The sequence below is a fragment of the Streptomyces sp. NRRL F-525 genome, from assembly GCF_000716605.1.
GTDB lineage: Bacteria > Actinomycetota > Actinomycetes > Streptomycetales > Streptomycetaceae > Streptomyces.
Genome location: NZ_JNXE01000008.1, coordinates 135,664 through 161,422, shown reverse-complemented (window position 1 = coordinate 161,422; position 25,759 = coordinate 135,664). Strand labels below are relative to the sequence as shown.

Below are 25,759 nucleotides of genomic sequence, written 5' to 3'. Positions count from 1 at the left end.
GGAGAATCGTGATCAGAGTCCTCGTCGCGGATGACGAACCCCTCATCCGGGCGGGCATCAGGATGATTCTCACCTCCGCCGACGACATCGATGTCGTGGCGGAGGCGGCCAACGGCCGTGAGGCGGTCGATCTGGTCCGCGCCCACGCCGTCGACGTGGCCCTGCTCGACATCCAGATGCCCGTGCTGGACGGGCTGTCGGCACTGGCGGAGCTGCGGCGGGCGGCACCGTCCGTACGTCCGTTGATCCTGACGACGTTCGGCGAGCGGGAGAACGTCCTGCGGGCGCTGCGGCAGGGCGGCGCCGGATTCCTGCTGAAGGACTCGGCGCCGGCCGAACTGATCCAGGCGGTACGGGCGGCCGCGGCCGGGGACGCGTATCTGTCACCGGCCGCCACCCGTCACGTGGTCGACCAGCTCGCCTCGGGCCGGGCGGCGGCGCGCGGCGAGGAGGCGCGCCGGCGTCTGGAGTCGCTCAGCATCCGGGAGTTGGAGGTGCTCGCGCTGCTCGGCGAGGGCCTGTCGAACGCCGACGCGGGCGAGCGGATCCATGTGAGCGAGGCGACCGTGAAGACGTACGTCAGCCGGATCCTGACGAAGCTGCGCTGCGAGAACCGGGTCCAGGCGGCCCTGTTGGCGCGGGACGCGGGGCTGGGACCGAGCTGATCCGCGGGCCGTCAGCCGCCGGGCCTCGCTCCCAACTGCTCCATCAGGGAGAAGAGGTTGGCCACACCCCAGTGCTCGGTGATCCTCCCGTCGACCACGCGCATCGCGTCGACGGTCTCGAACTCGATCGCCTTGCCGGTGGGGGCGATTCCGAAGAACTCCCCTTCGTGCGTGCCGTGGTAGGTCTTGTACGTGGTCACGAGGTTGCCGTCGGCCGCCTGCCAGTGGATCACCGCGTGGAAGTCGGGGAACGCGGCCCGCAGCACCTTGTACAGCTCCAGGGCACCGGCCTTGTCGGGGGTACGGCCGGGCTGCGGGGTGTGGTCGACGAAGTCGTCGGCGAACAACTCGTCGTACAGCGCGTAGTCACCGCCTCCTTGGACCTCCTCGGTGTTGCGCCGGACCACTGCTTTGGCGGCCTCGCTCACGTCGGTCACGGTCATGGAGCTCTCCTGGTCGTGGGGGGGGGAGATGAGGGGGTGAGGTGCTACCGCTTGCCGACGGTGTACGTCAGGTGGGTCACCCGGGACGAGGCGTACGCGCGTGTCTGGTCCAGCGCGAGGCGGTCGGGGTCCACGTGGTCGAACAGGCGGATCCCGGTGCCGAACAGCACGGGCGCCAGCGCGATCGAGAACTCGTCGATCAGGCCGCCGTCCAGGTACTGCTGGATCGTCTCGGCGCCGCCGGCGATGCGCACGTCACGGTCACCGGCGGCCTCGCGGGCCTGGTCAAGGGCGCTCTCGATGCCGTCGTCGACGAAGTGGAAGGTGGTGCCGCCCGGCCGCTCCCACGGGTCACGCCCGGTGTGGGTGAGGACGAACACCGGGGTGTGGAACGGCGCTTCCTCCGGCCAGGCCAGCTCGCCTGCGTCGAACATGCGCCTGCCCATGACGCTCGCGCCGGTGCGCTCGAACGTCTCCCGCGCGATGTCGTTGTCGCGGCCCTCCTCGCCGCCGTCGCCCAGGTTCAGGTTCTCCCGGAAGAACCGCAGCGGGAACACCCACGCCTGCAGCTCCGACCACTTCGCCATCCAGCGCTGGACCCTGGGGTCGTTCTGGCCCCCGGGTGAGAAGACGTCCTCGACGGGCACGGCGTCCGGCGCCATGAAGCCGTCCAGGGACATCGTCACGCTGAAGAACACCTTTCCGGCCATCAGCTCTCAGATCCCTTCAAGTCGGTCTCGTTCCGGGTGAGTTCGGCGACGTAGGCCGCGAGGTTGCTCAGCGTCTGCTCGCCGCCCTCGATCGCGTGGTACTTCTCCACGGCCTCGTCGCGGAGTTCCTTGGTGGGGAAGAGGGTGCGCATCACGATCCGGGTCCCGTCGCCGGCCGGCTCGAAGGTCAGGAGCGACTCGAAGGCGTTGGGGTCGTCGCGGGACTCGCCGTGCAGGAGCGCGATCCGCTCCGGCGGGACGATCTCCCGATAGGTGATCCACTCCTGGTAGTCGGTGCCGTCGGGCCCGTGCATCACGAAGTCCCAGGCGCCGCCGACGCGGAACTCGAAGGACCGCGTCGTAGTGGTGAAGCCTTCCGGTCCCCACCACCGCGACAGGTGCCGGACTCGCGTGAACGCCTCGAACACCAGCTCCCGCGGGGCGCCGATCAGCCGGGAGATCACGATCTCGCGGTCCGCCGCCAGGGGTGCGGCCTCGCCGCCGCTACTGGTCGTCGCCATCGTCTGGTCCCTCCTGCTTCTCCCGCTTCAACTCCTGCACGTACTCGTCCAGCCGGTCGAAGCTCCCGCTCCAGAACCGCTCGAAGCCGCCCACCCATTCGTGGACCGGCCGCAGTCCGCGGGCGTCCAGGTCGTACAGCCGCTGCTTGCCCGCCCCGCGCACCCGCACCAGCCCGACCTCGCGGAGGACCCGCAGGTGTTTGGACGTCTGCGGCTGGGTCATCCCCAGGTCCCGCGCCAGGTCGTTCACCGGCCGCTCGCCGCCCCGCAGGAGCAGCAGGATCTCCCGCCGCTGCGGTTCGGCTATCGCGTTGAACGCGTCCGAGGTAGTCGCCGCTCGTGCCATGCCGTCATCGTATGCCTATATCGGAATGTGTCAACGCGCCACGGCACGACTACCTCAGAGAAAATGCACACTTGTGCATTTATTCCCACCTGTATAACGTGCTGGCATGCAGCTCGAACCACTCCAGGAATCCGGCACCCAGGACAGAAGGGTCCGCCGCTCCCGCGCGGCCCTGATGGCGGCCGCGGTGCGTCTCGTGTCCGAGCGCGGCACCACGGACATCCCGGTCACCGATCTCGCCGAGGCGGCGGACGTCAGCCGGCGCCTCGTCTACCTGCAGTTCGGGGACCGCGACACCCTCCTCACAGAAGCCGCGATCGACCTGGTGAGGCGGGAGCTGCTCCCCCGGGCCGGAGACGGTGGCGACACCTCCGAGGGGGTAGCGGCGCTGGCCCAGCACTTCGCCGCACACCGCTCCTTCTACCGCCCGATGCTGACCGGCTCCTGCGCCTTCGCCATGACCAGCACGCTCAACAAGCTCTTCGGCTCCCTCAACAGGCCCGCCGTCCGCGAGCTGTTCGGCGACCTGGACCGGCAGACGGCGGACGACCTCTCGGAGTTCATCGCGGGCGGGGCAGCCACGCTCGTCAACAACTGGGTGATCGACGGCACGGACCCCCTCGACCCCGAGGACTTGACGACCCGTCTGCTTCGCCTCGCGTCCACCCTCACCTTCAGCCACCGAGCCCCGGCGGACGGAGACCACCCCCGATGAACCTCCGCAGCCATCTCGCCCAGCGCCTCCTGCACCTGCCCCCGCCCTCCACCAGAGACCTCACCGTCGAGCACGAACTACGGGTCCCGATGCGCGACGGAGCCGTCCTCCTCGCCGACCGCTGGACCCCGGAATCCGGCCCCGCCGGCCTCCCGACCGCGCTCATCCGCATCCCCTACGGCAGGGCGGGCATGATCGCCGCGCAGCTGGCCAGGCCGCTGGCCGAGCGGGGATTCCAGGTGCTGATCCAGAGCACCCGCGGCACCTTCGGCTCCGGCGGCGACTTCGACCCCCTGCGCCACGAACGCGAGGACGGCCTCGACACGGTGCGCTGGCTCGTCGAGCAACCCTGGTGCGGCGAGGCGGTCGTGCTCTACGGCGGCAGCTACTTGGGGTTCGCCCAGTGGTCGATGGCAGGCCAACTCCCGCCGCAGGTCAAGGCGTTGATCCCCTCGGTCTCCGAATCCGCCTTCACCCTGGAGTTCCTCCGCAAGGATTCGTACGGCCTGGAGGCGACCTTCGGCTGGGGCCTCCAGGTCGCGGGCCAGGAAAAGCGGGGAGCGATGCTCCGCCAAGCGCTACGGCTCCGGAAGGAACGGCGCGCCTGGTACACGTTGCCGCTGAACGAGGCCGACACGGCGGTGATCGGCCGCCGCTCCGACTACTTCCAGAACACCCTCGACCACGACGCCGACTCACCGTTCTGGTCCGTGCTCGACCACAGCTCCCGGGTCGCCGGCCTCACCGTGCCGGTCAGTACGGTCGGCGGCTGGTACGACATCTTCCTGCCCGGCCAACTCCGCGACTTCCAGGCGCTGCAGGACGCGGGACGTGAGGCCCGGCTCACGGTCGGACCGTGGGCGCACATCTCCATGGGTGTCGGCGTGACCGCATCCGCCGAGGCCCTCGACTTCGGCCTGGCCCATGCCCGCGGCGAGAAACCGTCCGACCGCGCCCCAGTGCGTCTGTTCGTGATGGGCGAGGAGACCTGGCGCGACTTCCCGTCCTGGCCGCCGCCGGGCTACGCCCCGCAGCGCCTCCACCTCCACCCCGCCGGCGCCCTGGCCGCCGACCCGCCGGACGAGTCCGCCCCGGACACCTACCGCTACGACCCGGCCGACCCCACGCCTGCCGTCGGCGGCGTCCGCATGGCTGTCGGCGTCAAGTCGGGGCGCGTCGACAACACCGGTCTGGAAGCCCGCGCGGACGTCCTCACCTACTCAACTCCCGCCCTGGACAAGGACGTAGAGGTCGTCGGAGAGGTGAGCGCCGAGATCTGGTTCCGCTCCAGCCTGCCGTACGCCGATGTGTTCGTCCGTCTCTGCGACGTGGACGGGAAGGGCCGCTCCACGAACGTCTGCGACGGCCTGATCAGCCTCACCGACGCCGACGACACGACCTGCGCGAGGGTCCAACTCTGGCCCACGGCCTACCGTTTCCAGCGCGGCCACCGCATCCGCGTCCAGATCTCCAGCGGCGCCTTCCCCCGCTACAACCGCAACCTCGGCACCGGCGAACCCCGGGCGACCGCCACCACCCTCCGGGCCGCCGACCAACAGGTGCTGCACACCCCGGCCCACCCCTCCGCGGTGATCCTGCCGATCGGGCGACCGAACTGATCCAATCTGGTGGGCTGTTGGCGTGCTAGGGGAGATACCGGAGATACGTTCCGGGCATCCCTTACGACCTCAGGCCGATGTGGCTCGTGGGGCCGATGGGCTTCAATGGCCACCTCGTCAGAATGTGACCAACTCCCCGAACAGGTACGGAAGATGCCCGAACTACAGCCGCTCCGCGCCGAGCACGCCCCGGCGGTCCTCGCCTTCGAGGTGGCCAACCGCACCTACTTCGCCGGCACGATCTCCGACCGCGGCGACGCCTACTTCGACGAGTTCACCGCCCGGTTCGACGCGTTGCTGGCCGAACAGAAGGCCGGCGTCTGCGCCTTCTACGTGCTCGTCGCCGAGGACGGCTCGGTCCTCGGCAGGTTCAACCTGGTCGACATCACCGAGGAGCACATGGCGGTACTCGGCTACCGGGTGGCGCAGCACGTAACTGGTCAGGGCGTGGCGACCTCGACCGTCAAGGAACTGTGCCGACTGGCAGCCTCCCAGCACGGCCTGCGCACAATCAGAGCGGCCACCTCCCACGGGAACATCGCATCCCAAAGGGTGCTGACCAAGGCCGGCTTCAGCCCGGACGGCCCTGCCCACCCCTCGAACCTCGGCGGCAAGCAGGGCACTTGGTACCAGCGCGACCTCTAGACGACCGCGGTCAGCCCGCGGCGAGGAGTTCGAGCGTGTCGATCACACGGTTCGAGAAACCCCACTCGTTGTCGTACCAGGCGACGACCTTCACATGGCGGCCGTCGACACGGGTGAGGGCGGAGTCGAAGATCGACGACGCCGGGTTGCCGGTGATGTCCGAGGAGACGAGCGCGTCTTCGGAGTACTCGAGGACACCGGCAAGGGGGCCCTCGGCCGCGGTGCGGTAGGCGGCGAGCACGTCCTCGCGGGTCACGTCCCGGGAGACGGTGGTGTTGAGCTCGACGATCGAGCCCACCGGTACGGGCACGCGGATCGAGTCGCCCGACAACCTGCCGTCCAGGTTGGGCAGTACATGGCCGATCGCCTTCGCGGCGCCCGTCGTGGTCGGCACGATGTTGACCGCGGCGGCACGGGCACGGCGGGCGTCGCGGTGCGGGCCGTCCTGGAGGTTCTGCTCCTGCGTGTAGGCGTGCACCGTGGTCATGAAGCCGTGCTCGATACCGGCGAGTTCGTCGAGGACCGCGGCGAGGGGTGCCAGCGCGTTGGTCGTGCAGGAGGCGTTCGACACGATGGTGTGCGTGGCCGGGTCGTAGGCGTCGTTGTTGACCCCGAACGCGAGGGTGACGTCGGCGCCGTCCGAGGGCGCGCTGACGAGTACCTTGCGCGCGCCCGCGTCGAGGTGGGCGCGGGCGGCCTTGGCGGAGGTGAAACGGCCGGTGGCCTCCAGCACAAGGTCCACTTCGAGCTCGGCCCAGGGCAGGTCGGCCGGTTCGCGCTCGGCCAGGACCTTGATGCGCCGGCCGTCGACGACAAGGGTGTCCCCGTCGACGGTCACGGGGCGGCCGAGCCGCCCGGACGTCGTGTCGAAGGCGAGCAGCCGCGCCAAAGTGGCGGGCTCCGTAAGGTCGTTGACGGCGACGACCTCGAGGTCGGTGTCGCGTTCGAGCAGGGCGCGCAGCACATTGCGTCCGATGCGGCCGAATCCATTGATGGCAATGCGAGTCATGAGGTAAGTCCCTTCGGTTCCCCACCAGGCTCGCGCGCGGCGACCGTCGCGGACAGTGGCGCGATCGCCATGGTTCAAAAGGATCCCGCCACACCGCGGGACAGGGCCGGGCTACTCCCCCTGCGCGAAGGTCCGCCGGTATTCGCTCGGCGTCGTACCCAGAAGCCGGTGGAAGTGCAGCCGGAGGTTCGCGCCGGTGCCGAGACCGACGTCGGCGGCGATCTGCTCGACGCTGCGCTCGGATCGTTCGAGCAGCTCGCGGGCCATGTCGATACGGGCGCGCATGACCCACTGCATCGGCGTGTAGCCGGTCTCGTCGACGAAGCGCCGCGAGAAGGTGCGCGGCGACACCGCGGCCTGTCGCGCCAACGTCTCCAGGGTGAGGGGCTCGCCGAGCCGGTGCAGTGCCCACTCGCGGGTGGCGGCGAACCGTTCACCGAGCGGCTCGGGCACACTGCGCGGCACGTACTGCGCCTGACCGCCGCTGCGGTAGGGGGCCGCGACCAGGCGCCGGGCCGCGTGGTTGGACGCGGCCACTCCGAGGTCGCCGCGCAGGATGTGCAGGCACAGGTCGATGCCCGAGGCGGCGCCCGCCGACGTCAGCACGCTGCCCTCGTCGACGAACAGGACGTTCTCGTCGACCTGGACGAGCGGGTACTTCGTCGCGAGCGCCCGCGTGTAGTGCCAGTGCGTCGTGGCACGCTTCCCGTCGAGCAGCCCCGTCGCGGCGAGCGCGAAGGCCCCGGTCGAGATCGCGGCGAGCCGCGCGCCCCGGTCGTGCGCGGCGATCAGCGCGTCGAGGACGGCCGTCGGCGGATCCTCGCGGTCCGGAAAGCGATACCCGGGCAGGAAGACGATGTCGGCCCAGGTCACCGCGTCGAGACCGTCGGCGACGTGGTACGACAGCCCGTCGCCACCCGTCACCAGCCCGGGCGCCGCACCGCACAACCGCACCTCGTACGGCATGCTCGCCCGCGTGGTGAACACCTGCGCGGGGATCCCGACGTCGAGCGGCTTGGCGCCTTCGAGGACGAGGACGGCGACGCGACGCAGACGGGCGGTGGACACGGGGACAGCCTACGCAGGTGAACGAACGGCCCGCTGCAGGTCAGACCTTCCAGGAGCGCAACTGGTCGGCGACGGCGAGGACTCCGACACGGGTGTCGCGGATCTTGCGCACGAGGTCGGAGAGGGCGCCGTAGGGCGGGTCGATCCCCTCGCCGGACTGGCCCATGTACTGGGCGGCGACGAACGCGGCGTAGAGGCTGTTGCGGTGCGGCAGCGGCTCCAGGCGCACGATGGTGTGCATGAGCGCGGCAGCCCGCCACGCGGCGTCCGGGTCGGCCGCGGCGAGGGTCGGCAGTTTGGTCTTGTGCCGCGATACGGCGGCCACGAGCGCGGAGTAGTCGGAGACCGACATGTCCTCGCGGCCGAGGGCGGCCTCCTGGACGTCGAGCAGCCAGGAGACGTCGATGTACAGGTGCATCAGGCGGCCGCGGCCCCGTCACGCTCGGCGGGCGGCACCTCGTCGGGGAAGGCGTCGTCGAACTCCCCGCGCAGCCGCTCGGCCCACACGGAGGCCCCGGCGACGAACTGACCGCGCTGCATCTCACGCACACCGAGGTCGTGCAGATACTGCTTGAGACTCTTCCCCTCGGCGGCGGCGGCCGCGCGCACTCCCTCGAGTTCCTCTTCGGTGAAGGACACATTCAGTGATGGCATACCGCGATGGTACCTAGTTGGTGCCACCGGTGCGAGGGCCCTGCCGCCCGTAGCGGTCGCGCATGGCGTCGCTTGCCGCGGGGCCGGCCGTGAAGACGTACGTGTCGCTGTCGTCGAGCCGGCGGCCCGTCCTGGCATCGACCACGACGGGCTCGACCTCCTCGCCGCTCCGCGCGTCGACCAGGATCATGCTGCGATCCTCCGGCGCGAGGCGGGAATTGCCCCACGCGGCCAGGGCCACGACCACCGGCCGAAGGGAGTGTCCGAGCCCGGTCAGCACGTACTCGTGGCGGACGGGGTTGGTCTGGTACGGCCTGCGCTCCAGCAGCCCGTCCTCGACGAGGGTCCTCAGCCGGGTGGTGAGCATGCTGGAGGAGATGCCCAGGCTCTCCTGGAACTGGTCGAAGCGGCGGTAGCCGTCGAAGGCGTCGTGGAGGATCAGCAGCGTCCACCACTCGCCGACATGCTGCACCGTCGTGGACAGCGGGCACTCCCGGTCCTCCAGCCTGATCCGGCTTGCCACGGCGACCATCCCCTCAGTTACTGCTAAAGTCGAAGTCAGTAGCTTCTATTTTAGCAGTAACACCTGGGCCGACCCCACCGTCCGAACCCGCCACCACCGTAGGGACCGTCATGTACGACGACCGACTGCAGGACATCGCCCCGAACGCGCTGCCCCCGGCGATCACCCGCTACCTGAACGCACACCGCGCCCACGACACCGCCTCCGCCGTCACCGCGTTCACCCACGACGCCGTGGTGATCGACGACGGGAACACCTACGAGGGCATCGCGGCGATCGAGCGGTGGCTGGGGCGAGCCGCGTCCGAATTCACGTACACCATCCGTCTCACCGGCGCCCAGCAGGCCGACGCCGCCCACTACGTCGCCACACACCACCTCGAAGGCAACTTCCCCGGCGGCACCGTCGATCTGCACTACCGGTTCACGCTCCGCGACGACCTCGTCGAACGCCTCGTCATCGAGCCCTGAGCACGGCCGGAACAACAAGGTCGCCGATCGAGGAGCCACCTCCTAAGCTGCCGGAATGATCTCCAGCGACTACCTCTCCGAACTCTTCTCCCTGGACGGCCGGGTCGCCGTCGTCACAGGCGGCAGCTCCGGCATCGGCCGGGCCGCCGCCGGAGCGCTCGCGCGGGCGGGGGCCCAAGTGGTCGTTGTGGCACGCAGGGAGAAGGAACTGGCCGCCACGGTCGACGAGTTGACGGCGGAGGGCTGCCGAGCGGCGTGGGTGAGCGGCGATCTGGCCACCCGGGACGGCGTCCGAGCCGCGGCACAAGCGGCAGCCGAGGTCTTCGGCGAACCGGACATCCTCGTGAACAGCGCCGGCATCAACCTGCGCCCGCCGATGGGCGAGTTGAGCGACGAGGTGTGGGACACCACGATGGCCCTGAACCTGGAGGCGCCCCACCTCCTGGGCCGGCGCTTCGGCCCCGGCATGGCCGAGCGGGGCTTCGGCCGCATCATCCACATCACCTCCCAGCAGGCCCACCGAGCGTTCGCACAGAGCGGCGCCTACGGGGTCTCCAAGGGCGCGTTGGAGTCCCTGGCCCGCTCCCAGGCCGAAGCCTGGTCGCCGCACGGGGTCACCTGCAACACCCTGGTCCCGGGTTTCGTGATGACCCCGCTCAACGAACGGCTGTCCTCCGACCCGGAGATGGTGAGGGCCCTGGCCGCGCGCACCCTGATCGGCCGCAACGGCCTTGCCGAGGACTTCGCGGGCGCGGTGGTGTTCCTGGCGAGCCGCGCCTCCGCCTATGTCACCGGGCAGTCGGTGTTCGTGGACGGAGGATTCTCCGCCCACTAGCCCAACCCCGGCTCCGCGTCGGCAAGTTGGAGCCCGCCGCTACGGCGTTCCGCTCCCCCGCCGCAGGAACCGGATCACCGGATGCCCGGGGTCGTGGCCGACCTCGGCGCGGACCCCGTAGACGTCCTTGATGAGGGCCGGGGTGAGGACCTCGGTCGGGGTCCCCTCGGCCACCGTGCGGCCGGTGTCGAGGACGAGCAGGCGGTCGCAGTACATCGCGGCGAGGTTGAGGTCGTGCAGGGCGATCACGGTGGTGACCGGGAGGTCGGCGATCAGGTCGAGGAGGTCCAACTGGTGCTGGATGTCCAGGTGGTTGGTCGGTTCGTCGAGGAGCAGTTCGCGGGGTTCCTGGGCCAACGCGCGGGCGATCTGGGCGCGTTGGCGTTCTCCTCCGGAGAGGGTGTGCCAGGACTGGGCGGCTCGGTCGGCCAGTCCGGTGCGTTCCAGGGCCTCGGTGACGGCGCGGGCGTCGGCGGCCGACGCCGGTGACCAGGCGCGGCGGTGCGGGATGCGGCCGAGGGCGACGACCTCGCGGACGGTCAACTCGGTCTGGGTGTGGGTGTGTTGCTCGACGGTGGCGATACGGCGGGCGGTCGCGCGGCGCCCGACCTCGGGGAGTGGCCGCCCGTCCAGCGTGACGACTCCGGTGGAGGTCGGCAAGACACCGGCCAGCAGACGCAACAGTGTTGATTTTCCTGACCCGTTGGGGCCCAGGAGGCCGACGGTCTCTCCAGGGCGCAGGACGAGGGTGACGCCGTCGACGATGAGTCGGCCGTCGGTGCGGCGGGCCACCCGGTCCGCGTGCAGGCCGGTGTCCGGAGCGGGGGTGCTCATGCCTTCCTCCGGCCCCGGTGCAGCACAACTACGAACGCCGGTACGCCGATCAACGACGTCACCACCCCCACCGGCACCTCCTGGGGATCGACGACGGTACGGGCGAGGGTGTCCACCCACACCAGGAAGACGGCTCCGGTCAGCGCGGTGACCGGCAGCAGCCGCACATGCCCGGAACCGGTCAACGCCCGGGTCACGTGCGGCAGGACCAGGCCGACGAAGCCGATCGCCCCGGCGCAGCTGACCAGGACGGCGGTGAGCAGTGCCGTGGCGCAGAGCAGGATCAGCCGGGCGCGGGCGACATTCACGCCGAGCCCTGCTGCCGCCTCCTCGCCGAAGGCGAACGCGTCCAACGTGGTGGCATGGCCCAGGCAGACGACCAGCACGAGCGCCAACGCGCCCGCACACAGGGCCACTTGCCCCCAGTCGGCGCCCGACAACGAGCCGAGGAGCCAGAACAGCACACCCTTGGTGGTCTCGGCGTCAGCCGAGGTCAGCACCGTGAACGAGGTGAGCGCGGAGAAGAGTTGCATGGCCGCCACGCCGGACAGCACGACCCGGTCCATGCTCGCGCCGAGGCTGTGGCTGAGCAGCATCACCAGCCCGAAGGAGAGCAGGGCACCGACGAAGGCGCCCGCCGACAGCGACACGGCCCCGCCGCCCACCCCGAGCACGACGACAGCGACCGCCCCCGTGGATGCCCCGGAGGAGACGCCGAGCACGAACGGATCGGCGAGCGGATTGCGCAGCAGGGACTGCATGACCGCACCGCACAGCGCGAGCCCGGCGCCGCAGACGGCGGCGAGCAGCGTGCGGGGCATGCGCAGGTCCCAGACGATGCCGTCCCGCAGCGGGGCGAGCGAACTCTCACCGCCACCGAGGTGGGCCGCGACCGACGCCCACACGTCGGCCGTGGAGATGTCGGCGGGTCCGATGGTCACCGCGAAGGCCACGGAGACCAGCAGCGCGACCAGGCCGCCACCCGTCAACAGCAGGGTGCGGACGGTCACTTGGCGAGTCCGAAGTCGCGCAGGCCGGCGGCGACCTGCTCGATCCCTTCGACGGTGCGGATGGAGGGGTTCATCGCCTGGCCGCTGAGCAGGATGTACCGCTTCTTCTTGACGGCGGTGAGGTTGCGGGTCGCGGCGTTGGTCTCCAGGAAGTGGATCTTCGCCTCGGCTGTCTCGGCGGTCTGCGACTTGCGGGTCAGATCGCCGAGGACGATGACGTCGGGGTCGCGGTCGGCGACGGTCTCCCAGTTGATCTGGGGCCACTCGTCGTGGGTGTCGGAGAAGGCGTTCTCGGCGCCGACGGCGCGGGTGATGGCGCCGGGGGCGCCGCAGCAGCCGGCCAGGTAGGGCGACTGGGAGTTGGCGAACCAGTACATGAGGGAGGTGCCGGAGGCGTCAAGTCCCCTGGTGGCCTTGGTCACCCGCGCCTTCAACTGGGCCACGAGCCTGTCGCCGCGCGCCTTCACGCCCATCGCCCGGGACAGGTCGCGTATCTCGCCGTAGACGCTGTCGAGCGTGAGCGGTGTGCTGCGCGAGCCGTCGCCGCCGCTGTCGTTGTCCTTGCCCGCGCAGTCGGACGGCGAGACGTACGTCGGCACGCCCAGCTTCTCGAACTGTTCGCGGGTCGCGACCCCGCCCTTGCCGAGCGTCGAGACGAAGGAGGCCGTGACGAAGTCGGGTTCGGCGTCGAGGACCTTCTCGAAGGAAGGCGCGTTGTCGGCAAGGCGCGGCACCGTCGCATTCGCCTTCGCCAGGCCCTTGAGCACCGGGTCGGTCCAGGTGGCGGTACCGGCGATACGGTCGGCGAGGCCGAGCGAGAGCAGGATCTCGGTGGTGCCCTGGTTGAGGGAGACGACCCGCTCGGGGGCCGACTTCAACGTGACCTTCTGCCCGCAGTCGGTGAGGGTGAGCGGGAAGCCCGCGGCGGACTTCTCCGTCTCGCCGTCGGCACTGTCGCCGTCGGTTCCGCCGCACGCAGTGAGCAACAGGGCGGGCGCGACGAGGAGGGCCGCGGTACGGCGGCGCAGCGGGACGGGGGCGGTACGGATCACGGGCATGCCTTGCCTGTCGGGGCTCGAACGCGGAGCCTGGCCTACGAACTCCCCCTCGCCGAGGGCGAGAAGGCGCCAGCAGGTCTTCGGACTCGGGTTCGTCCGGACGGGGCGCCTTCCCGGCGCGTCACGCCCGGCTCCTTCGGCCGGCCCGTGTCGCCCCAGTGGCGTCTGATGCCCCGCCCGTCCCCCTCACCGCTGCGCGTCAGTTCCGGATTCCCACCGGATTCCCTGGCCTCGGTTGTGGCACGACTGGCCCGCACAACGTATCAAGATCGGCGCTCCGCTCCCGCTGCGGGGTGCGGCACGCAGGTGCTCCTGAGCCGCTGCCGCTCTGTACCGGTACCGCTGGACTTTCGTCCGGTTGTGTCCAACCCCTGTGCGGCACGCCCCGCACGGCGGATCGTGGAGGCCTCCACTCGCCCGCACGGAGGTCCAACGGCCATGCCCCAACTGATCGTTGTCGGTGTCGACGGTTCCGCGGACAGTCGCGTCGCGGCCGACTGGGCAGCGACGGAAGCCGAGTTGTGCGACCTTCCCCTGCGAGTCGTGCACGTCTCGACGCTCCCCGACGACCAACTCCTCACCACCTGGCCCTACTTCCGCGAGCCCTCGCCCGACGCCCTCCTCACGTCACTCACGAAGGACCACCCCGAACTCCGGGCCGAGGTGATCACCCTCACCGGAGAGGTCGTACCGGCCCTGCTCCCCCTGACCGCCGAGGCCGACCGCACGGTCCTCGGCCTGCGCGGTACGGGCGGTTTCGCGGGCCTGGCCCTCGGTTCCGTGGCGCACGGGGTCGCCGAGCGCTCCGAGGGGCCGGTGGTGCTGGTGCCGAGCGGGTTCGTCCACCATCACCGCGGGCGGTCACCGTACGGCGTGACACTGGGCGTCGACGGCGGTGAACTGCCCGGCGCCGTCGTCGGCTTCGCCTTCGACGCCGCCCGCCGACGCGACACCGGCCTGCACGTCGTACACGCCTGGCGACTGCCCTCGCCCGCCGAGCACTGGATGCCGTACGCACCGCCGGAGAAGGACCGGGGACGCTGGGAGGACCAGGAGACGCAACGCTTCTCGGACGCGTTGCGGCCCTGGCGGGAGAAGTACCCGCACGTGGGTGTCTACGAGGATCTCCGCCTCCAGAGCCCGGCGGCCGCCCTGGTCCAGGCGTCGGTCTCGGCGTCGGCGGAACTGCTGGTGACCGGCCGCGCGGGCCGGACACTCGGCCCCACCCTGCACGCCGTACTGGAACACACCGCGTGCCCGGTGGCCGTGGTCCCGCACCACCTGTGAGGACAGCTCCGCCCGTTACACTCGCGGGCCTGAACTCACCTCGTGACAAAGGCCGTTGGGCAACAGGAGAACCGAAGTGACGGACGCAGGATTCAGCGCGGACGACGTGGACACCGGCAAACCCCAGTCGGCCCGCATGTACGACTACTTCCTCGGCGGCAAGGACAACTACCCCGTCGACTGGGAGGCCGCCGAGAAGGTCATCTCCTTGTTCCCCGCCGTCAAGCAGATGGCGCGGGTGAACCGCGACTTCATGCACCGGGCCTCGCGGCTGCTGGCGGAGCGGGGAATCAGCCAGTTCCTGGACATCGGCACCGGAATACCCACCCGGCCGAACCTGCACCAGGTGGTCCAGGCGATCAACCCCCGTGCCCGCGTGGTCTACGCGGACAACGACCCGATAGTCCTCAGACATGCCGAGGCGCTTCTCCACAGCACGCCGGAGGGCAGCACCACCTACGTCCAGGCCGATGTGCGCGAGCCGGGAAAGATCCTCGCGGCGGCGAGGGAGCAGCTGGACTTCGAGCAGCCGATCGCCCTGTCCCTGGTGGCCCTGCTGCACCTGGTGGCGGACGAGGACGATCCCCATCGCATCGTGGGTGAACTGCTCGACTCCCTGACGTCCGGGAGTTACCTGGCCCTGTCCCACGCGACGGGAGACTTCGATCCGGAGACCTGGGCGCGCGTCGTCGAGGTCTACCGCAGGGGCGGCACACCCGCCCAAGTGCGCTCACGCGGCGAATTCACCAGTTTCTTCGAGGGACTTGAGCTGGTCGCCCCCGGCATCGAACTCGCCGCGGGCTGGCACCCCGAGCCCGGAACACAACCCGGCGAAGCCGACCGGATCCCGCTGTACGTCGGAGTCGCCCGCAAGCCGTGAAGCCCAACTCACGGACCGAGCGCGGTGATCGCATCGATCACCGCGCTCGCCGTGGAGGACGTGGAAGAACCAGTTACGCCGCGACGGGGTCCGGCTCCTGCGACGGTGTGGTGGCGTCGGGGCGCGCGGGGTTGAGGAGGCGTTCGGCGAGGGGGGCGAAGATCAGGCCGAGGGCCGTCCAGAGGACGAGCTGGGCCGCGACCGAGTAGAAGCGGAAGTTGAAGAGCACGTCGGCGGGGAAACCCGGGTAGACGATGGTGCCCTTGTCGTCCTTCAGCGGGAGCGGTGTCTCGGTGGCCTGGTTGCCGAAGTTGGCCTTGTTGTACGAGAGATGGCCCAGCTGCGGCAGGAGCAGCATGACGATCCCGATCGCGACGACGAACGCGGCGCCGGCGAGGAGGGTCGCGTTCCAGTTGCCGAAGCGTGCCTGGAGGTGCTTGCCGAGGTAGACGGCTCCCGCGAGGAAGGCGACGGAGCACACGACCATGATCAGGTACAGGGCGCTGCGCTGCTGGATGGTCTCTTCGTGACCGATCGCGGGCGGGTTGGCCGGGTACTTCAGGAACGGCACCAGGTACATGCCGAGGAAGCCCCCGCCGGCGACGAGCAGAGCCAGGTTGCGTGCCCGCAGCCCGCCGGTGCGGCCCAGGCAGACGGCGTAGGCGACGGCGAACAGGGCGCCCATCGCCATGCCGAAGAAGATCATGCCGACGCCGATACCGACGTTGGCCTGGATGGTGCGGCTGAAGAGTTCATGTTCGTGACCCTCGACGGGCAGGCCGGCCGCCTTGTCCAGGGCGTTCTGGGCGGCGTCACGGCCGCTCTCGTAGTCGATGGCCTTGGCGATCTGCGGCTCGGCGAAGATGCGCGCGAACACGAAGGCGAGCAGGCCCGCGACTGCGCCGGCGAGTATGCCGCGCAGTATGAGCTTCTTTTCCATGTCGAGTTGTCCGTACGTCCGGGTGCCGGCGGAGGGTCAGTGGCAGGGGAAGCCGAGGAAGTGGCGGGCGTCGTGGACGAACTCGTGGACGTGCATGTCGTTGCCGAACACCGACACGGCACCCTGGTCGACACCGACGAAGTAGTAGACGGCCAGCGCGATCAGCGCGGTGCCGACCAGCCAGACGATCGACTTCGAGACCGGCAGGACAACCGGCGTGGACACCGGACGGGTGGTGGAAATGCTGCTGCTCAAGGTGAGCCCTCCTTCGGGATCGTGCGTCCCTTGCGTGTACGGGCGAGTGAAGGTTCAGTGTCTGACTCGCCCTCCACCTTCCGGCGGCGGGCTCACAGTGGCGCGACCGTGCTGGAATTCCACCAGCTTCCTTATGCCATCACTACAGGGGGAGAGTACGGCGCGTCTCTCCGGGGCGTCAATCAGGCCCGTTGCCCGTACTGCTCCTGACAGGCCGTCCCCGCGTGGGGAGTTGCCCGGCAGCGCCCCTCTCGTCACCGCTTCGACGTGAGCCTCAGGTCGACCTCCTGTTCCTGGTCCCCGGACGCCGTGCCCTGCTCGTCCACGGCGAACGTGACGCCCAGCGCCTCACGCAGCTGGCCGACGGCGACGTAGCCGCCCTGGAGCGTGGCGGAGACCGAGCCCTCCAGGGGGATGGGGTCGGTCGGGATCCATTCCTGCGTCGGTTCGAACTCGGCGGTCCATACGGCGGCGCGGTCGCCCGGCTGTTCCTGGGGCACGTCGTCGGCGGGCCGGTCGGTGGGGAACGCGGTCCGCAGCACGCCGAAGACGGTGGCGGCGTCCTCCTTGGACGCTCCGGTGAGGGACACGGTGGCCATCGGGGTCACTCTCCTTGGGGTCATCGAGTAGGGCGACGGTCGGCCGGATTCAGTAGCCGAGCGCCTTCGCCAGTTGCTGCTTGTTCATCGACGAACGGCCGTCCACACCGCGCTTCTTGGCCTCCGCGTAGAGCTGGTCCCTCGTCGGTCCCCGCGCTCCGCTGTGGGAGCGCTCGCCGCCGCGCTGCGGGGCGGACTTCGGGTCCCGGGTGGACGTCCTGCTCGCGGTCGCGGACTCACCGGCGCGGGCGCGCTCCTTGTTCACGGTGCGGGCGGCGATCTCCTTCGCCCTGCTCTCGGAGACGCCTCGTTTCTCGGCGCCTTCCTTGATGTGCTCGTACTGACGCTCGCGCTTCGCGCTGGACCCTCGCGGCACGGCGCTCACCTTCCTTTCCTCGCGGGTGGGCCCGGCTCGGCCGTACCCGACCCGTTTTCCGGCGATTTCCCAGGTACCCGCCGCCCGGCGCTTCTCACGCGGCCCCCGCGACGCGCTGCTCCCATCAGATGTGCGGCCCGTGCGCGGTGCGAGCAGACGGCCACCGAACGGATGAGCGTGCGGGCCCCGGGCCGCGGGCCGGGGTCACACGGGTGGCGTACTCGCGTGGCGTGGTGGCGGGCGGCCGCCTAGTAATGGACTGGATCAGCTTGTTCATCGCGCATCGGGGGGCGATAGCAGCATCACCCTCTTCATGGAGCCGAGCATGACCATCCGCTCTTTCTCGCCCAGCCCGGACCAACCCGACATACCTCACGGCACTGCGGCCCACGGGTTCGAGCCCTCCGACGGAGGGCCGGCCGACCCAACGCCGCCGACGTCACGTCCGACGCAAGAGGGTCCCGCTCCAACCGGCCCCGAGGGCGAGAACGTCGATCCGATGCACCGCCTGGTGCATGCCGCCGTCGCCGACCGGCCGCTCGACGAGGTGCTCCAGCTCATCACCTTGCTGGAGCAGTCACCGAAGTACGCGCAGGCCACCGTCGACGCCCTGCGGGCGGTCGGTGAGGACCGGTCGGTGGAAGACGTCACGCGTCTTGTGACGCTGCTGACCCAGCCGCCGCGCAGTCCCGACTGCGCCGACGAGGCGATCCGCGCGGCCGCCGAGAACCGGCCCGTGGAGGACGTCACCCGGCTGATGGCCCTGCTGCAGCGGGCTCCGCTGGAGCCGCACTGCGGCGAGGAGGCGGTACGGGCCGCGGCCGGCCGGCCCGTCGAGGACCTCGTCCAGTTGATCGGCCGCCTGGCCGAGGAACAGGACGCGTCCGCCCGGGCCCCGGGACCGGCCGCCGACAGGTCTACGGCTCCGCTGCACGAGGCGTCCGGCCGGACCCCGGCGGACACGCACGAGCCGGAACCCGCGGGTGACCGCCCGGCCGCTCGTCAGCGCCGCGCGCGACGCCCGCGTACGACGACCCGCCGCGGCACTCCCCCGGTCTGGCCGAGGCTGATCGCGTCGGCGGCGCTCATCCTGTGCGGGCTGTCGTACTTCCCGCTGCACCGTGACGGAGCCTCCGCCACCGCCTACGGGTTCGCGCTCGGTGTCTCGATCCTGTGCGTCCTGCTGGCACCGGCGCTGGTCCTCCACGGCGGGCTGTTCGTGCTCGCGGTGTCCGTGGTGGTGCCGGCCGCGCTGGCCGCCCTCCAGTTGTTCGACGGGCGGTTCCACTCCTCACGCCTCTCGCAGGCGTTGCGGATCACGGCCGCGCCGCCCTGGTTCGCGGGGCTGATCGCCGTACTAGCCGCACTGGCGGCGCTCACGGCACTGCTCGCGCTCCTCGCCACGCGGAGGTTCGGCCGCCAGCTGGACCTTCCCGGCCCTCCCGATCACCGGGCGCTGGCCGACGCGAACCAGACGCCTCAGTAGGGTCGGCCCCGCTCAATTCGCGGTGGCGTCGGAGGTGTTCTCGACGTCACCGCTCGCGGACGGCACGCTCGACGCCGAGGCCACGGGGCTGGAAGCGGCACTGTGACTCGGTTTGGCACCGGAGCCGGCGCTGTTCTCCGGCTCCGCGCTCGCGGACGGCGAGGCGGTGCCGCCCGAGTACGACCCCGTGCTGCTGGACGTGAGCGGTGTAGGTGTCGGGCTGTGTGCGGGGGCGCTCTTTCCGGCCGAACCGCCGCCCAGCGACGTTCCGTTGCCGGACTCGTTCCTGACCGCGGCCGCTATCGGCTTGCCCAGGATGAGTTCGCCCGCGGTCACGGTGACCATCGCCAGGGCGAACACCAGGCCTGTGGCGAGGGCGTACCTCTTCCAGCCGATGGACCTCCAGAAAGATCCGGACGTGGTCCGGTAAGTGGTCACCGACTCGTCATCGGCGGGATCGTCGGAGGGGTCGTCCGCCGTTGTCGCCGCACCGGTCGAGGTGCCGTCCCGTAAGGCGAACGCCGCCCGGGCGTCCGCGCGTTGGACCTCCCGCTCCTCACTCGGCGTCAGGGCCATGGCCACCGACGGCACCCTTCTGCGGATCCCCTCCCCCGTCCGTCGGAAGGCGTGCTGGAAGACCGCGGCGCCGGTGGTGGCGCTGGCGCTGACCACCGCGGCGCCGATGATCGTCCCGGCCACCCCCAACAGGGACGCGATCACCGCGCCCACCACGGTGGCGAGCGCACTCGCCACCACCTGCACAGCGGTCAGATCGAGCACCTTGCGCTTCGGCTCCTGCTTCTTGTCATCCTTTTTGTGACTCTCCATCAATGTCCTTCAATATCCTTTGACAGTTCCGGAGCACGACAGCCATCGAAGAGGCATGTGCAAGGTGTCGACTGCCCTGTCGGCGGTGTTTCACCTCAACTGGAAGCAACAGGGCTGGACTTCGCCGGTGCCGTCAGTCCGACGACTGCCCCGTGAGCGCCTCGGTGAACGGTGTGACCGGGCGCTCCACGGCGTCTCCGTCCACGAAGATGTCGACCGCCTCGTTGTAGAAGGCGAGCAGATCCTTCACGGCACCGACCGCGGGCAGCGGCTCCGGGTAGCTCCAGACGATGTTCGGCGGGACACCGGGAACGCCGGTCCGGCCGCGCCACGACCAGTACGTGGCGGTGCCCTTGTAGGGGCACCCGGTGCTGTGGTCGGTCGGCTCGAACAGGTCGAGGCGGACGTCTTCGCGCGGGATGTAGTACCGGGTCGGCAGGCCGGTCTCGAAGAGCAGGACCGGACGGTGGGTGTCCGCGACGACCGTGCCGTCGATCTCGACCCGGACGTGGCGGCTGCTGGGGATGGCGTCGACCCGCTTGTGCGGGTCACGGGGGTGGATGAAGATCTCTTCCTCCTCCTCGTACCAGTGGTCCAGGCCCCGCCCGACCCGCCGGAACCACTCGAAGGCGATGTGCCCGGCCAGGTCGTCGGCGGGGTAGGTCCAGGCCGCGTTCTCCACCAACTGGCCGGCAATCTCGAGGTCGTAGAAGATCCGTGATCCGGTGTGCGCGCCGGTCGGCGGGTTCTTCGCCGGGCGGAGCAGGTCCTCGCGGACCTCGTCGTGCGGGAAGGCGTACGTCGGTACGGGTACGGCCGGTTCCCATACGAGGACGGGGTGCCTGCTGTCCACGACGGTGGTGTCGCCCTTGCGGCCGCGTACCCAGCGTGGGCACGGCTCCCAGAGGAGGCCTTCGGGGGTGGTCCTGACGTCTCGTGCGGTGGGGAAGGTGCTCATACCGTTGCTCCCTGATCCGTGGGTTGTGCGGCCGGCCGCTGCTTGCCAGTTTCCGGTGGCGGAGGGTTCACTGGTCGGGTGCCGACCTTCACCACCACGCTGACGGGCTTCTGGCCCTCGCGTCGTGTCCACGTCTTCGACGTGTTCTGTCGCCGTGCGCTGTCGTCCCCGACTCCCGCACCGCACCTCTGAGAACACACGAGACGAGAACCGAGGTCCACCATGTCCGTGACCGATGAACTGCTGGCCAACAACGCCCGTTACGCCGAGACCTTCGACGGCCCGCTGCCCCTGCCGCCCGCCAGCCACCTCGCCGTCGTGGCCTGCATGGACGCCCGCCTCAACGTGTACGCGATCCTCGGCCTGAACGAGGGCGAGGCCCACGTCATCCGCAACGCGGGCGGTGTCGTCACGCAGGACGAGATCCGCTCGCTAGCGATCAGCCAACGGCTCCTGGGCACCGAGGAGATCATCCTCATCCACCACACGGACTGCGGCATGCTGACCTTCACGGACGACGGCTTCAAGGCCGCGGTCGAGGAGGACACCGGTATCCGCCCGTCCTGGGCGGCGGAGGCCTTCACCGATCTGGACGCCGACGTACGGCAGTCGATCGCCCGCATCAAGGCCGACCCCTTCATCGTGCACAAGGACCGCATCAGGGGCTTCGTCTTCGACGTGGCGACCGGGAAGCTCAACGAGGTCGGCTGAGAACCGTCCAGCCGACCTGATCGAAAATGATCGAAGGGGAGATATGGCGCCCTTTTCGACCCTGAAAAGGATCGGCTCGCGACGGAATTAGGCGCCCCCTGACCGCGATGTTCAGTACGCAGAATGACTTTGCATGGAGGGCCGGGACAGCTCAACTGCCCGGCCCTGCGCGGTAGTTTCCTTTCGGGGCCACAGCGGACCCGTCCGGGAAAGTGCTCATTCACATCCCGGGGGACGAAGCAGATCGACAAGGAAACAACGAAATGGACCAGCCGATTCGTCGAGGGCGTGTCTTTCCCCCTTTCCGCACCCGAAATCGCGGCATTGCGCACCGGGATCGACTCCCCGTCATCGGCGGTTGATCCGGTGATCGCGGACCTCGGTTTCGCGGCCTTCGCCGAACGGAACCGCCCCCGCTACACGCTCTACACCCGGGCTCGGCTGTCCGCGGTGGCCCGTTCCACGGCTGTCGTGGAGGCCACGCTGGTGTCCGCCCACGAACGCTGGCAGTGGCTGATGTGGCAGCCCTGCCCCGCGGCCGAGGTCTGGGAAGAGCTCCGCCGTCAGGTAGAGCGGCGGGGCGAGCGTGCCGCGGCGCAGGACCCGGTTCTGGCCATGCTGTACCAGCGGCTCCCCAACGCCTGCGCGGACAGCGTGGTGTTGTGCCGCCGACTGGGCTTCTCTCTCGCCGAGGCCGCCGAGTTGATGGGTGTCGAGCCGTCCGCGGTCGAAGCTGCTCTCGCCGCCGCGCGGCGGACCTTCCCCCAACTCATCGGTGCGGAGGCGCCCTTGAGGCGTCTCTGACCCCGCCGGTATCCCTCCCGGCGTACGCGGTCTCCTCGCGGACGCTCCGATCCGCCACCTTCCGCCAACCTGCGCCACGGTTCACCCGAACCAGCGGTGGTGCGGCCGTATGCCGCCCTCCTAGGATGGGCAACTCCACTTCGGATGGGGCGGATTCGGCGAGGGGACGGGCCGTTGGTGGAGCACAATCATGTCGATCTGTCGTTGCCCAGCGCGGCGCGGATGTACGACTGGCTGCTGGGCGGCAGCAACAACTTCGAAGCAGACCGGAATGCCTGCGAGTTATTGCTGGAGGTGGCACCCACCTCGCGTGAGATCGCGCTGAACAACCGGTGGTTCCTCCAGCGCGTGGTCAGAGTGCTGGCCGAGCAGCACGGGATAAGGCAGTTCATCGATTTCGGCTCGGGCCTTCCCACGCAGCGCAATGTGCACCAGATCGCGCAGGAGGTCGATCCCGAGTCCCACGTCGTCTATATCGACAACGATCCCGTGGTCCTGTCGCTGGGCCAGTCCCTGCTGAACGAGAACGACAACACGGCGATCCTGTCGGTCGACATGACGGACACCGACACCATCTTCGGCCACCCGGACTTCACCCGGCTCATCGACTTCGCCGAGCCGGCGGCCGCCCTGTTCATCTCCGTACTGCACTGTCTGCCGGACAGCGCCGAACCAAAGGCCTTTGTGGAAAGGGTCGTTGACCAGCTCGTCCCGGGCAGCTTCGTCGTCCTGTGCCAGCTCGTGAGCGACGACGCCAAGGTCCGCGACGACGTCACCGAGCTCATGCGGGTCCAGACCGGGGGCAATTGGGGCAGGGTCCGGGAGAAGGCGGACGTCGACGAGATCTTCGAGAGGCTCGTCGTGGAGGACCCGGGACTCGTCGACGTGACCGACTGGCGGCCCGACTCCGAGCTCCAGCAGCGCCGGCGCAGCATCGAGTGGACGGAATACGGCGGGCTGGGGAAAGTGCCGCCCCGGCGATAGGGCCGGCCCAACTCAGGGACAGCGCCTAGGAGTACCGCGCGACGGCCTCGTCCAGCATGCGCCGGCTTTCCATGGGCGAGGCACACGCCTCGCCCTGGATGCGCAGCAGGAGCTGGAGGTGCCGCTCGAAGTCGTTCTCCTTCGTCGGCCAGGGCTTCGCCCGCTCCTCGGCGCTCAGCGCGGGCTTGTTGTAGTAGTCGGCCTTGCGGTAGCCCTCGACGTAGACGAGGTCGGGCAGGCCGCCGCGGCCGAACTGGAGGTGGGCCATGCCACCCGCCATCGACGCCTCGTTGCCCGCGATCATCCGGTCGAGGAGCACGAACCGGACGGTGATGTGCGGGAGTTGGGCCATCTCCCGGAGGTGGAGCATCTGCTCGCGCATCACCTGGTCCGAGCCGGCCCGACGCAGCAGGACGGACTCGTCCATGAGGAACACGCAGCGCGGCGGCTCGGCCTGGCCGAACACCCGCTCCTGCCGCTCCCGGCGCATGGCGACCCTGAGCTCCATCTCGGGACTGTCCCACTCTGTGAGGTGCAGGCCCGTGCGGAGGATGCAGCTCGCGTACTCGGGAGTCTGCAGCAGGCCCGACACCAGGCGTACGTCGTACGTGGTGAGCCCGATGGCGACGGATTCGAGGCCGAGGAGCCGCCGCAGGTAGTCGGGGGTGCAGTCGTCGAATCTGTTCTGGAACCATTCCGGTTCCTGGGCGCGGGAGAACAACATCGCCAAATTGTTCCGTGCCGACTCGTCGAGTTTCAGATATGTCATCACCGCTTCGACCGTGCGCCCCTCGGGCGTGGAATCGGCATTCTCCAGGCGGCTGATGGTCGAGTTCGAAACGTGGGTGGCCTTCGCGAGTTCTTTCTGTGTCAGACCGGCTTCGTCGCGCAAATCCCTGACGGCGAGGCCGAGCATGATGGTGGCCGCCGTCTTTGTCGTGTCCGGCCCGGCCGTATGCCGGGCCAGACGATTGATCGGAATCGGATCCGGGGACACGCCTTCTCCTCACAACGGGCAGTCACCTTCACATGATGACACGCCCGGGCCGGAGGCGTTGCCCGAACTTATGTACTCCGACGCCTAGTTGAGAGTACCGAGGCCGTCGAACTCCCCCTTCTTCGCACCGTCGAGGAATGCGCTCATCTCCTCGGCGGTAAAGATCAGCGCGGGTCCGCCGGGATCGGTCGAGTTACGTACGGCCACTCCGCCGCGGGGCAGCGCGGCCACCTCGACGCACATGCCGTTCGCTTCGGACATGCGGCTCTTCACCCATGTTCCCGGGATGTGGTTGGCGGACATTCCGTTCGTGAAGTTCTGCATCAGAGACGAACCCTCTCCGTTCGACAAAACCACTTTTCCGACCGTTTCCATCGCGGCCTCGAAACCGTACAGGTGGAAGCCCCATGAAATCCCGTCATGCAATTTCATGGATCGACGTGAAGGAAATGCTAGCGGCTGGAAATCGAACAATGCCGTCCCACGTACGGGTGGACGGTGGCCCGCCGGGTGGTACGGGGAGCGGAGGAGCGCGCGGTGGTCCGCACCCGGTGCGGCCCGACATGAAGCTGTCACACATGGACCGGAATCCCCCGCCGGGCGGCCGGGGTTGGCACTGGTACGACCCCGCTTCGAGGCCGGGCCCCGCACGACGAAGGAGCGACGACCATGACCGTTGACCTGACCACGACCGACCTCCAGGCCTTCACCCAGGACTGGCTGGAGTGGTACCGCGGGCAGGAGGAACGGCTCGCCGCTCCGCACGGATTCCTGGCGATCACCGGGCTGCACTGGCTCGACGACCGGCCGCAGCGCTTCCCGGACGCGCCCGGCGCCTGGTGGACCGACGCCGACGGGGTCGCCGTAGCCCTCGACGAAGGCGAGGAACTCGTCGTGGACGGAACGCCGGTGCGGGGTGAGCACCACTTCGGTGTGCTGCCCGAGCGCGGCGGGGTGAACGCGGTCTGGGGTGACGCCGTGATCGAGGTGGCCAGGCGGGGCGGGAACGACATCCTGCGGCCCCGGCATCCGGACGCGCCGCTGCGCACCGACTTCGCCGGTACGCCCGCCTACGCGCCGGATCCCCGCTGGGTGGTCCGGGGACGGTACACGGCCTTCGAGACGCCGCGTCCGACGACCGTGGGCGCGGCGGTCGAGGGGCTGGAGCACGTGTACGACGCGCCGGGCCGGGTCGAGTTCCAGTTGGACGGGCAGTCGCTGGCCCTGACCGCGTTCCCCGGACGGGGGCCGGGCGGACTGCTGGTGCTCTTCACCGACGCGACCTCCGGGGTGACCACGTACGCCGCGAACCGGGCCCTCGCGCTGGCCCCACCGGACGCCGACGGCACGGTCGTCCTGGACTTCAACCGTGCGACGAACCTGCCCTGCGCCTACACCGACCTGGCCACCTGCCCGCTGCCGCCGGCGGAGAACCGGCTGCAAGTGTCCATCGAGGCCGGGCAGAAGACACCCCGTGAGCGGGGAGGGCTGGCCTGACCGTCGCCCCGGCAGCAGCCGGGCTCATGGAA

At 69.7% G+C, this 25,759-nt stretch carries 33 protein-coding genes and 2 riboswitches; of the genes, 13 read left to right on the top strand and 20 right to left on the bottom strand.

The genetic code is table 11. The annotated features are described in order from the left end of the window. The first annotated feature begins 8 nt into the window (after positions 1-8). Positions 9-665 (top strand): response regulator transcription factor, encoded by a 657-nt coding sequence (locus tag OO69_RS14650; protein WP_033281026.1) that lies wholly within the window; start codon positions 9-11, stop codon positions 663-665. Between the two features lie 11 nt (positions 666-676). Here OO69_RS14650 and OO69_RS14645 read toward each other — a convergent pair whose 3' ends face one another. From OO69_RS14645 to OO69_RS14630, 4 genes are read right to left on the bottom strand one after another with little or no spacing between them, the layout of a single operon-like run. After that, positions 677-1,108, bottom strand: a complete 432-nt coding sequence (locus OO69_RS14645) for an ester cyclase (RefSeq protein WP_078652428.1) — start codon at positions 1,106-1,108, stop codon at positions 677-679. Between the two features lie 44 nt (positions 1,109-1,152). Next, entirely contained in the window at positions 1,153-1,818 is a 666-nt protein-coding gene (locus OO69_RS14640; protein ID WP_033281025.1) for a dihydrofolate reductase family protein, read from the bottom strand. Then, positions 1,818-2,339 (bottom strand): SRPBCC family protein, encoded by a 522-nt coding sequence (locus OO69_RS14635; RefSeq protein WP_033281024.1) that lies wholly within the window; start codon positions 2,337-2,339, stop codon positions 1,818-1,820. Before OO69_RS14635 ends, OO69_RS14640 begins: the two co-directional genes overlap by 1 nt. Continuing rightward, positions 2,323-2,685: an ArsR/SmtB family transcription factor gene (locus OO69_RS14630; protein ID WP_033281023.1), complete on the bottom strand. Its 363-nt coding sequence runs from the start codon at positions 2,683-2,685 to the stop codon at positions 2,323-2,325. Before OO69_RS14630 ends, OO69_RS14635 begins: the two co-directional genes overlap by 17 nt. 106 nt (positions 2,686-2,791) lie before the next feature. Here OO69_RS14630 and OO69_RS14625 point away from each other — a divergent pair, with 106 nt between their 5' ends. From OO69_RS14625 to OO69_RS14615, 3 genes are all read left to right on the top strand, one after another. Beyond that, on the top strand, positions 2,792-3,400 hold the full coding sequence (locus OO69_RS14625) for a TetR/AcrR family transcriptional regulator (protein ID WP_033281022.1): 609 nt from the start codon (positions 2,792-2,794) through the stop codon (positions 3,398-3,400). After that, complete coding sequence (locus OO69_RS14620) at positions 3,397-5,019, top strand: CocE/NonD family hydrolase (protein ID WP_033281021.1); 1,623 nt, start codon at positions 3,397-3,399, stop codon at positions 5,017-5,019. The genes OO69_RS14625 and OO69_RS14620 overlap by 4 nt, the downstream gene beginning before the upstream one ends. A gap of 153 nt (positions 5,020-5,172) precedes the next feature. Then, positions 5,173-5,664 (top strand): GNAT family N-acetyltransferase, encoded by a 492-nt coding sequence (locus OO69_RS14615; protein WP_033281020.1) that lies wholly within the window; start codon positions 5,173-5,175, stop codon positions 5,662-5,664. Positions 5,665-5,674: 10 nt separating this feature from the next. On the opposite strand, the gene gap is transcribed toward OO69_RS14615, so the two are convergent. From gap to OO69_RS14590, 5 genes are all read right to left on the bottom strand, one after another. After that, positions 5,675-6,673 (bottom strand): type I glyceraldehyde-3-phosphate dehydrogenase, encoded by a 999-nt coding sequence (gap, locus tag OO69_RS14610; RefSeq protein ID WP_033281019.1) that lies wholly within the window; start codon positions 6,671-6,673, stop codon positions 5,675-5,677. 111 nt (positions 6,674-6,784) lie between these two features. Then, on the bottom strand, positions 6,785-7,741 hold the full coding sequence (locus OO69_RS14605; protein WP_033281018.1) for a GlxA family transcriptional regulator: 957 nt from the start codon (positions 7,739-7,741) through the stop codon (positions 6,785-6,787). A gap of 40 nt (positions 7,742-7,781) precedes the next feature. After that, positions 7,782-8,159 carry a hypothetical protein gene (locus OO69_RS14600; RefSeq protein ID WP_033281017.1) on the bottom strand — a complete coding sequence of 126 codons (378 nt, stop codon included), beginning with the start codon at positions 8,157-8,159 and terminating at the stop codon, positions 7,782-7,784. Next, the gene (locus tag OO69_RS14595) at positions 8,159-8,395 is read right to left on the bottom strand and encodes a hypothetical protein (RefSeq protein ID WP_033281016.1); all 237 of its coding nucleotides are present in this window, start codon (positions 8,393-8,395) and stop codon (positions 8,159-8,161) included. Before OO69_RS14595 ends, OO69_RS14600 begins: the two co-directional genes overlap by 1 nt. Before the next feature lie 13 nt (positions 8,396-8,408). After that, a complete protein-coding gene (locus OO69_RS14590) occupies positions 8,409-8,927 on the bottom strand; it encodes a winged helix-turn-helix transcriptional regulator (protein WP_199810947.1) in 519 nt (172 codons plus the stop codon). Positions 8,928-9,028: 101 nt separating this feature from the next. On the opposite strand from OO69_RS14590, the gene OO69_RS14585 reads away from it, so the two are divergent. Further along, complete coding sequence (locus tag OO69_RS14585) at positions 9,029-9,388, top strand: nuclear transport factor 2 family protein (RefSeq protein WP_033281015.1); 360 nt, start codon at positions 9,029-9,031, stop codon at positions 9,386-9,388. A 55-nt stretch (positions 9,389-9,443) separates the two neighbouring features. Beyond that, on the top strand, positions 9,444-10,223 hold the full coding sequence (locus OO69_RS14580; RefSeq protein WP_033281014.1) for an SDR family NAD(P)-dependent oxidoreductase: 780 nt from the start codon (positions 9,444-9,446) through the stop codon (positions 10,221-10,223). Positions 10,224-10,262: 39 nt separating this feature from the next. Here the strand turns inward: OO69_RS14580 and OO69_RS14575 are convergent, their stop codons facing one another. Genes OO69_RS14575 through OO69_RS14565 form a run of 3 tightly spaced genes read right to left on the bottom strand, consistent with a single transcriptional unit; the run spans position 10,263 to position 13,125 of the window. Continuing rightward, positions 10,263-11,057 carry an ABC transporter ATP-binding protein gene (locus OO69_RS14575; protein ID WP_033281013.1) on the bottom strand — a complete coding sequence of 265 codons (795 nt, stop codon included), beginning with the start codon at positions 11,055-11,057 and terminating at the stop codon, positions 10,263-10,265. After that, entirely contained in the window at positions 11,054-12,067 is a 1,014-nt protein-coding gene (locus tag OO69_RS14570) for a FecCD family ABC transporter permease (protein WP_033281012.1), read from the bottom strand. Before OO69_RS14570 ends, OO69_RS14575 begins: the two co-directional genes overlap by 4 nt. Further along, positions 12,064-13,125, bottom strand: coding sequence for an ABC transporter substrate-binding protein (locus tag OO69_RS14565; protein WP_106971032.1), 1,062 nt, complete (start codon positions 13,123-13,125; stop codon positions 12,064-12,066). Before OO69_RS14565 ends, OO69_RS14570 begins: the two co-directional genes overlap by 4 nt. Before the next feature lie 53 nt (positions 13,126-13,178). Continuing rightward, positions 13,179-13,391, bottom strand: a riboswitch (cobalamin riboswitch). Positions 13,392-13,563: 172 nt separating this feature from the next. Between OO69_RS14565 and OO69_RS14560 the strand changes: the two genes are divergently transcribed. Next, positions 13,564-14,412, top strand: a complete 849-nt coding sequence (locus OO69_RS14560) for a universal stress protein (protein ID WP_033281011.1) — start codon at positions 13,564-13,566, stop codon at positions 14,410-14,412. 76 nt (positions 14,413-14,488) lie between these two features. Next, on the top strand, positions 14,489-15,292 hold the full coding sequence (locus OO69_RS14555; protein ID WP_033281010.1) for an SAM-dependent methyltransferase: 804 nt from the start codon (positions 14,489-14,491) through the stop codon (positions 15,290-15,292). A 73-nt stretch (positions 15,293-15,365) separates the two neighbouring features. On the opposite strand, the gene OO69_RS14550 is transcribed toward OO69_RS14555, so the two are convergent. The 4 genes from OO69_RS14550 to OO69_RS14535 all read right to left on the bottom strand — a co-directional run bounded on the left by OO69_RS14550 (position 15,366) and on the right by OO69_RS14535 (position 17,462). Further along, a complete protein-coding gene (locus tag OO69_RS14550; RefSeq protein ID WP_033281009.1) occupies positions 15,366-16,232 on the bottom strand; it encodes a CbtA family protein in 867 nt (288 codons plus the stop codon). Positions 16,233-16,268: 36 nt separating this feature from the next. Beyond that, positions 16,269-16,487: a CbtB domain-containing protein gene (locus OO69_RS14545; RefSeq protein ID WP_234444438.1), complete on the bottom strand. Its 219-nt coding sequence runs from the start codon at positions 16,485-16,487 to the stop codon at positions 16,269-16,271. Between the two features lie 57 nt (positions 16,488-16,544). Then, positions 16,545-16,618: riboswitch (cobalamin riboswitch) on the bottom strand. 123 nt (positions 16,619-16,741) lie between these two features. Next, complete coding sequence (locus OO69_RS14540) at positions 16,742-17,086, bottom strand: hypothetical protein (RefSeq protein WP_051801015.1); 345 nt, start codon at positions 17,084-17,086, stop codon at positions 16,742-16,744. Positions 17,087-17,135: 49 nt separating this feature from the next. Beyond that, complete coding sequence (locus OO69_RS14535) at positions 17,136-17,462, bottom strand: hypothetical protein (RefSeq protein ID WP_033281007.1); 327 nt, start codon at positions 17,460-17,462, stop codon at positions 17,136-17,138. Between the two features lie 499 nt (positions 17,463-17,961). On the opposite strand from OO69_RS14535, the gene OO69_RS14530 reads away from it, so the two are divergent. Continuing rightward, complete coding sequence (locus tag OO69_RS14530; RefSeq protein ID WP_234444437.1) at positions 17,962-18,948, top strand: hypothetical protein; 987 nt, start codon at positions 17,962-17,964, stop codon at positions 18,946-18,948. A gap of 12 nt (positions 18,949-18,960) precedes the next feature. On the opposite strand, the gene OO69_RS14525 is transcribed toward OO69_RS14530, so the two are convergent. Further along, a complete protein-coding gene (locus OO69_RS14525) occupies positions 18,961-19,776 on the bottom strand; it encodes a hypothetical protein (protein ID WP_051801013.1) in 816 nt (271 codons plus the stop codon). A gap of 133 nt (positions 19,777-19,909) precedes the next feature. Further along, a complete protein-coding gene (locus OO69_RS14520; protein ID WP_033281006.1) occupies positions 19,910-20,734 on the bottom strand; it encodes a DUF427 domain-containing protein in 825 nt (274 codons plus the stop codon). A gap of 222 nt (positions 20,735-20,956) precedes the next feature. Between OO69_RS14520 and OO69_RS14515 the strand changes: the two genes are divergently transcribed. The 3 genes from OO69_RS14515 to OO69_RS14505 all read left to right on the top strand — a co-directional run bounded on the left by OO69_RS14515 (position 20,957) and on the right by OO69_RS14505 (position 23,233). Then, positions 20,957-21,445 carry a beta-class carbonic anhydrase gene (locus OO69_RS14515; protein ID WP_033281005.1) on the top strand — a complete coding sequence of 163 codons (489 nt, stop codon included), beginning with the start codon at positions 20,957-20,959 and terminating at the stop codon, positions 21,443-21,445. A 288-nt stretch (positions 21,446-21,733) separates the two neighbouring features. Continuing rightward, entirely contained in the window at positions 21,734-22,249 is a 516-nt protein-coding gene (locus OO69_RS14510; RefSeq protein ID WP_033281004.1) for a sigma factor-like helix-turn-helix DNA-binding protein, read from the top strand. 177 nt (positions 22,250-22,426) lie between these two features. Then, positions 22,427-23,233, top strand: coding sequence for an SAM-dependent methyltransferase (locus OO69_RS14505; RefSeq protein ID WP_033281003.1), 807 nt, complete (start codon positions 22,427-22,429; stop codon positions 23,231-23,233). A gap of 25 nt (positions 23,234-23,258) precedes the next feature. On the opposite strand, the gene OO69_RS14500 is transcribed toward OO69_RS14505, so the two are convergent. Further along, complete coding sequence (locus OO69_RS14500) at positions 23,259-24,230, bottom strand: helix-turn-helix domain-containing protein (protein ID WP_051801011.1); 972 nt, start codon at positions 24,228-24,230, stop codon at positions 23,259-23,261. Positions 24,231-24,314: 84 nt separating this feature from the next. Further along, positions 24,315-24,554 carry a DUF397 domain-containing protein gene (locus OO69_RS14495; RefSeq protein WP_033281002.1) on the bottom strand — a complete coding sequence of 80 codons (240 nt, stop codon included), beginning with the start codon at positions 24,552-24,554 and terminating at the stop codon, positions 24,315-24,317. Between the two features lie 345 nt (positions 24,555-24,899). Between OO69_RS14495 and OO69_RS14490 the strand changes: the two genes are divergently transcribed. Continuing rightward, complete coding sequence (locus OO69_RS14490) at positions 24,900-25,727, top strand: DUF1684 domain-containing protein (RefSeq protein ID WP_033281001.1); 828 nt, start codon at positions 24,900-24,902, stop codon at positions 25,725-25,727. Positions 25,728-25,759 lie beyond the last annotated feature (32 nt).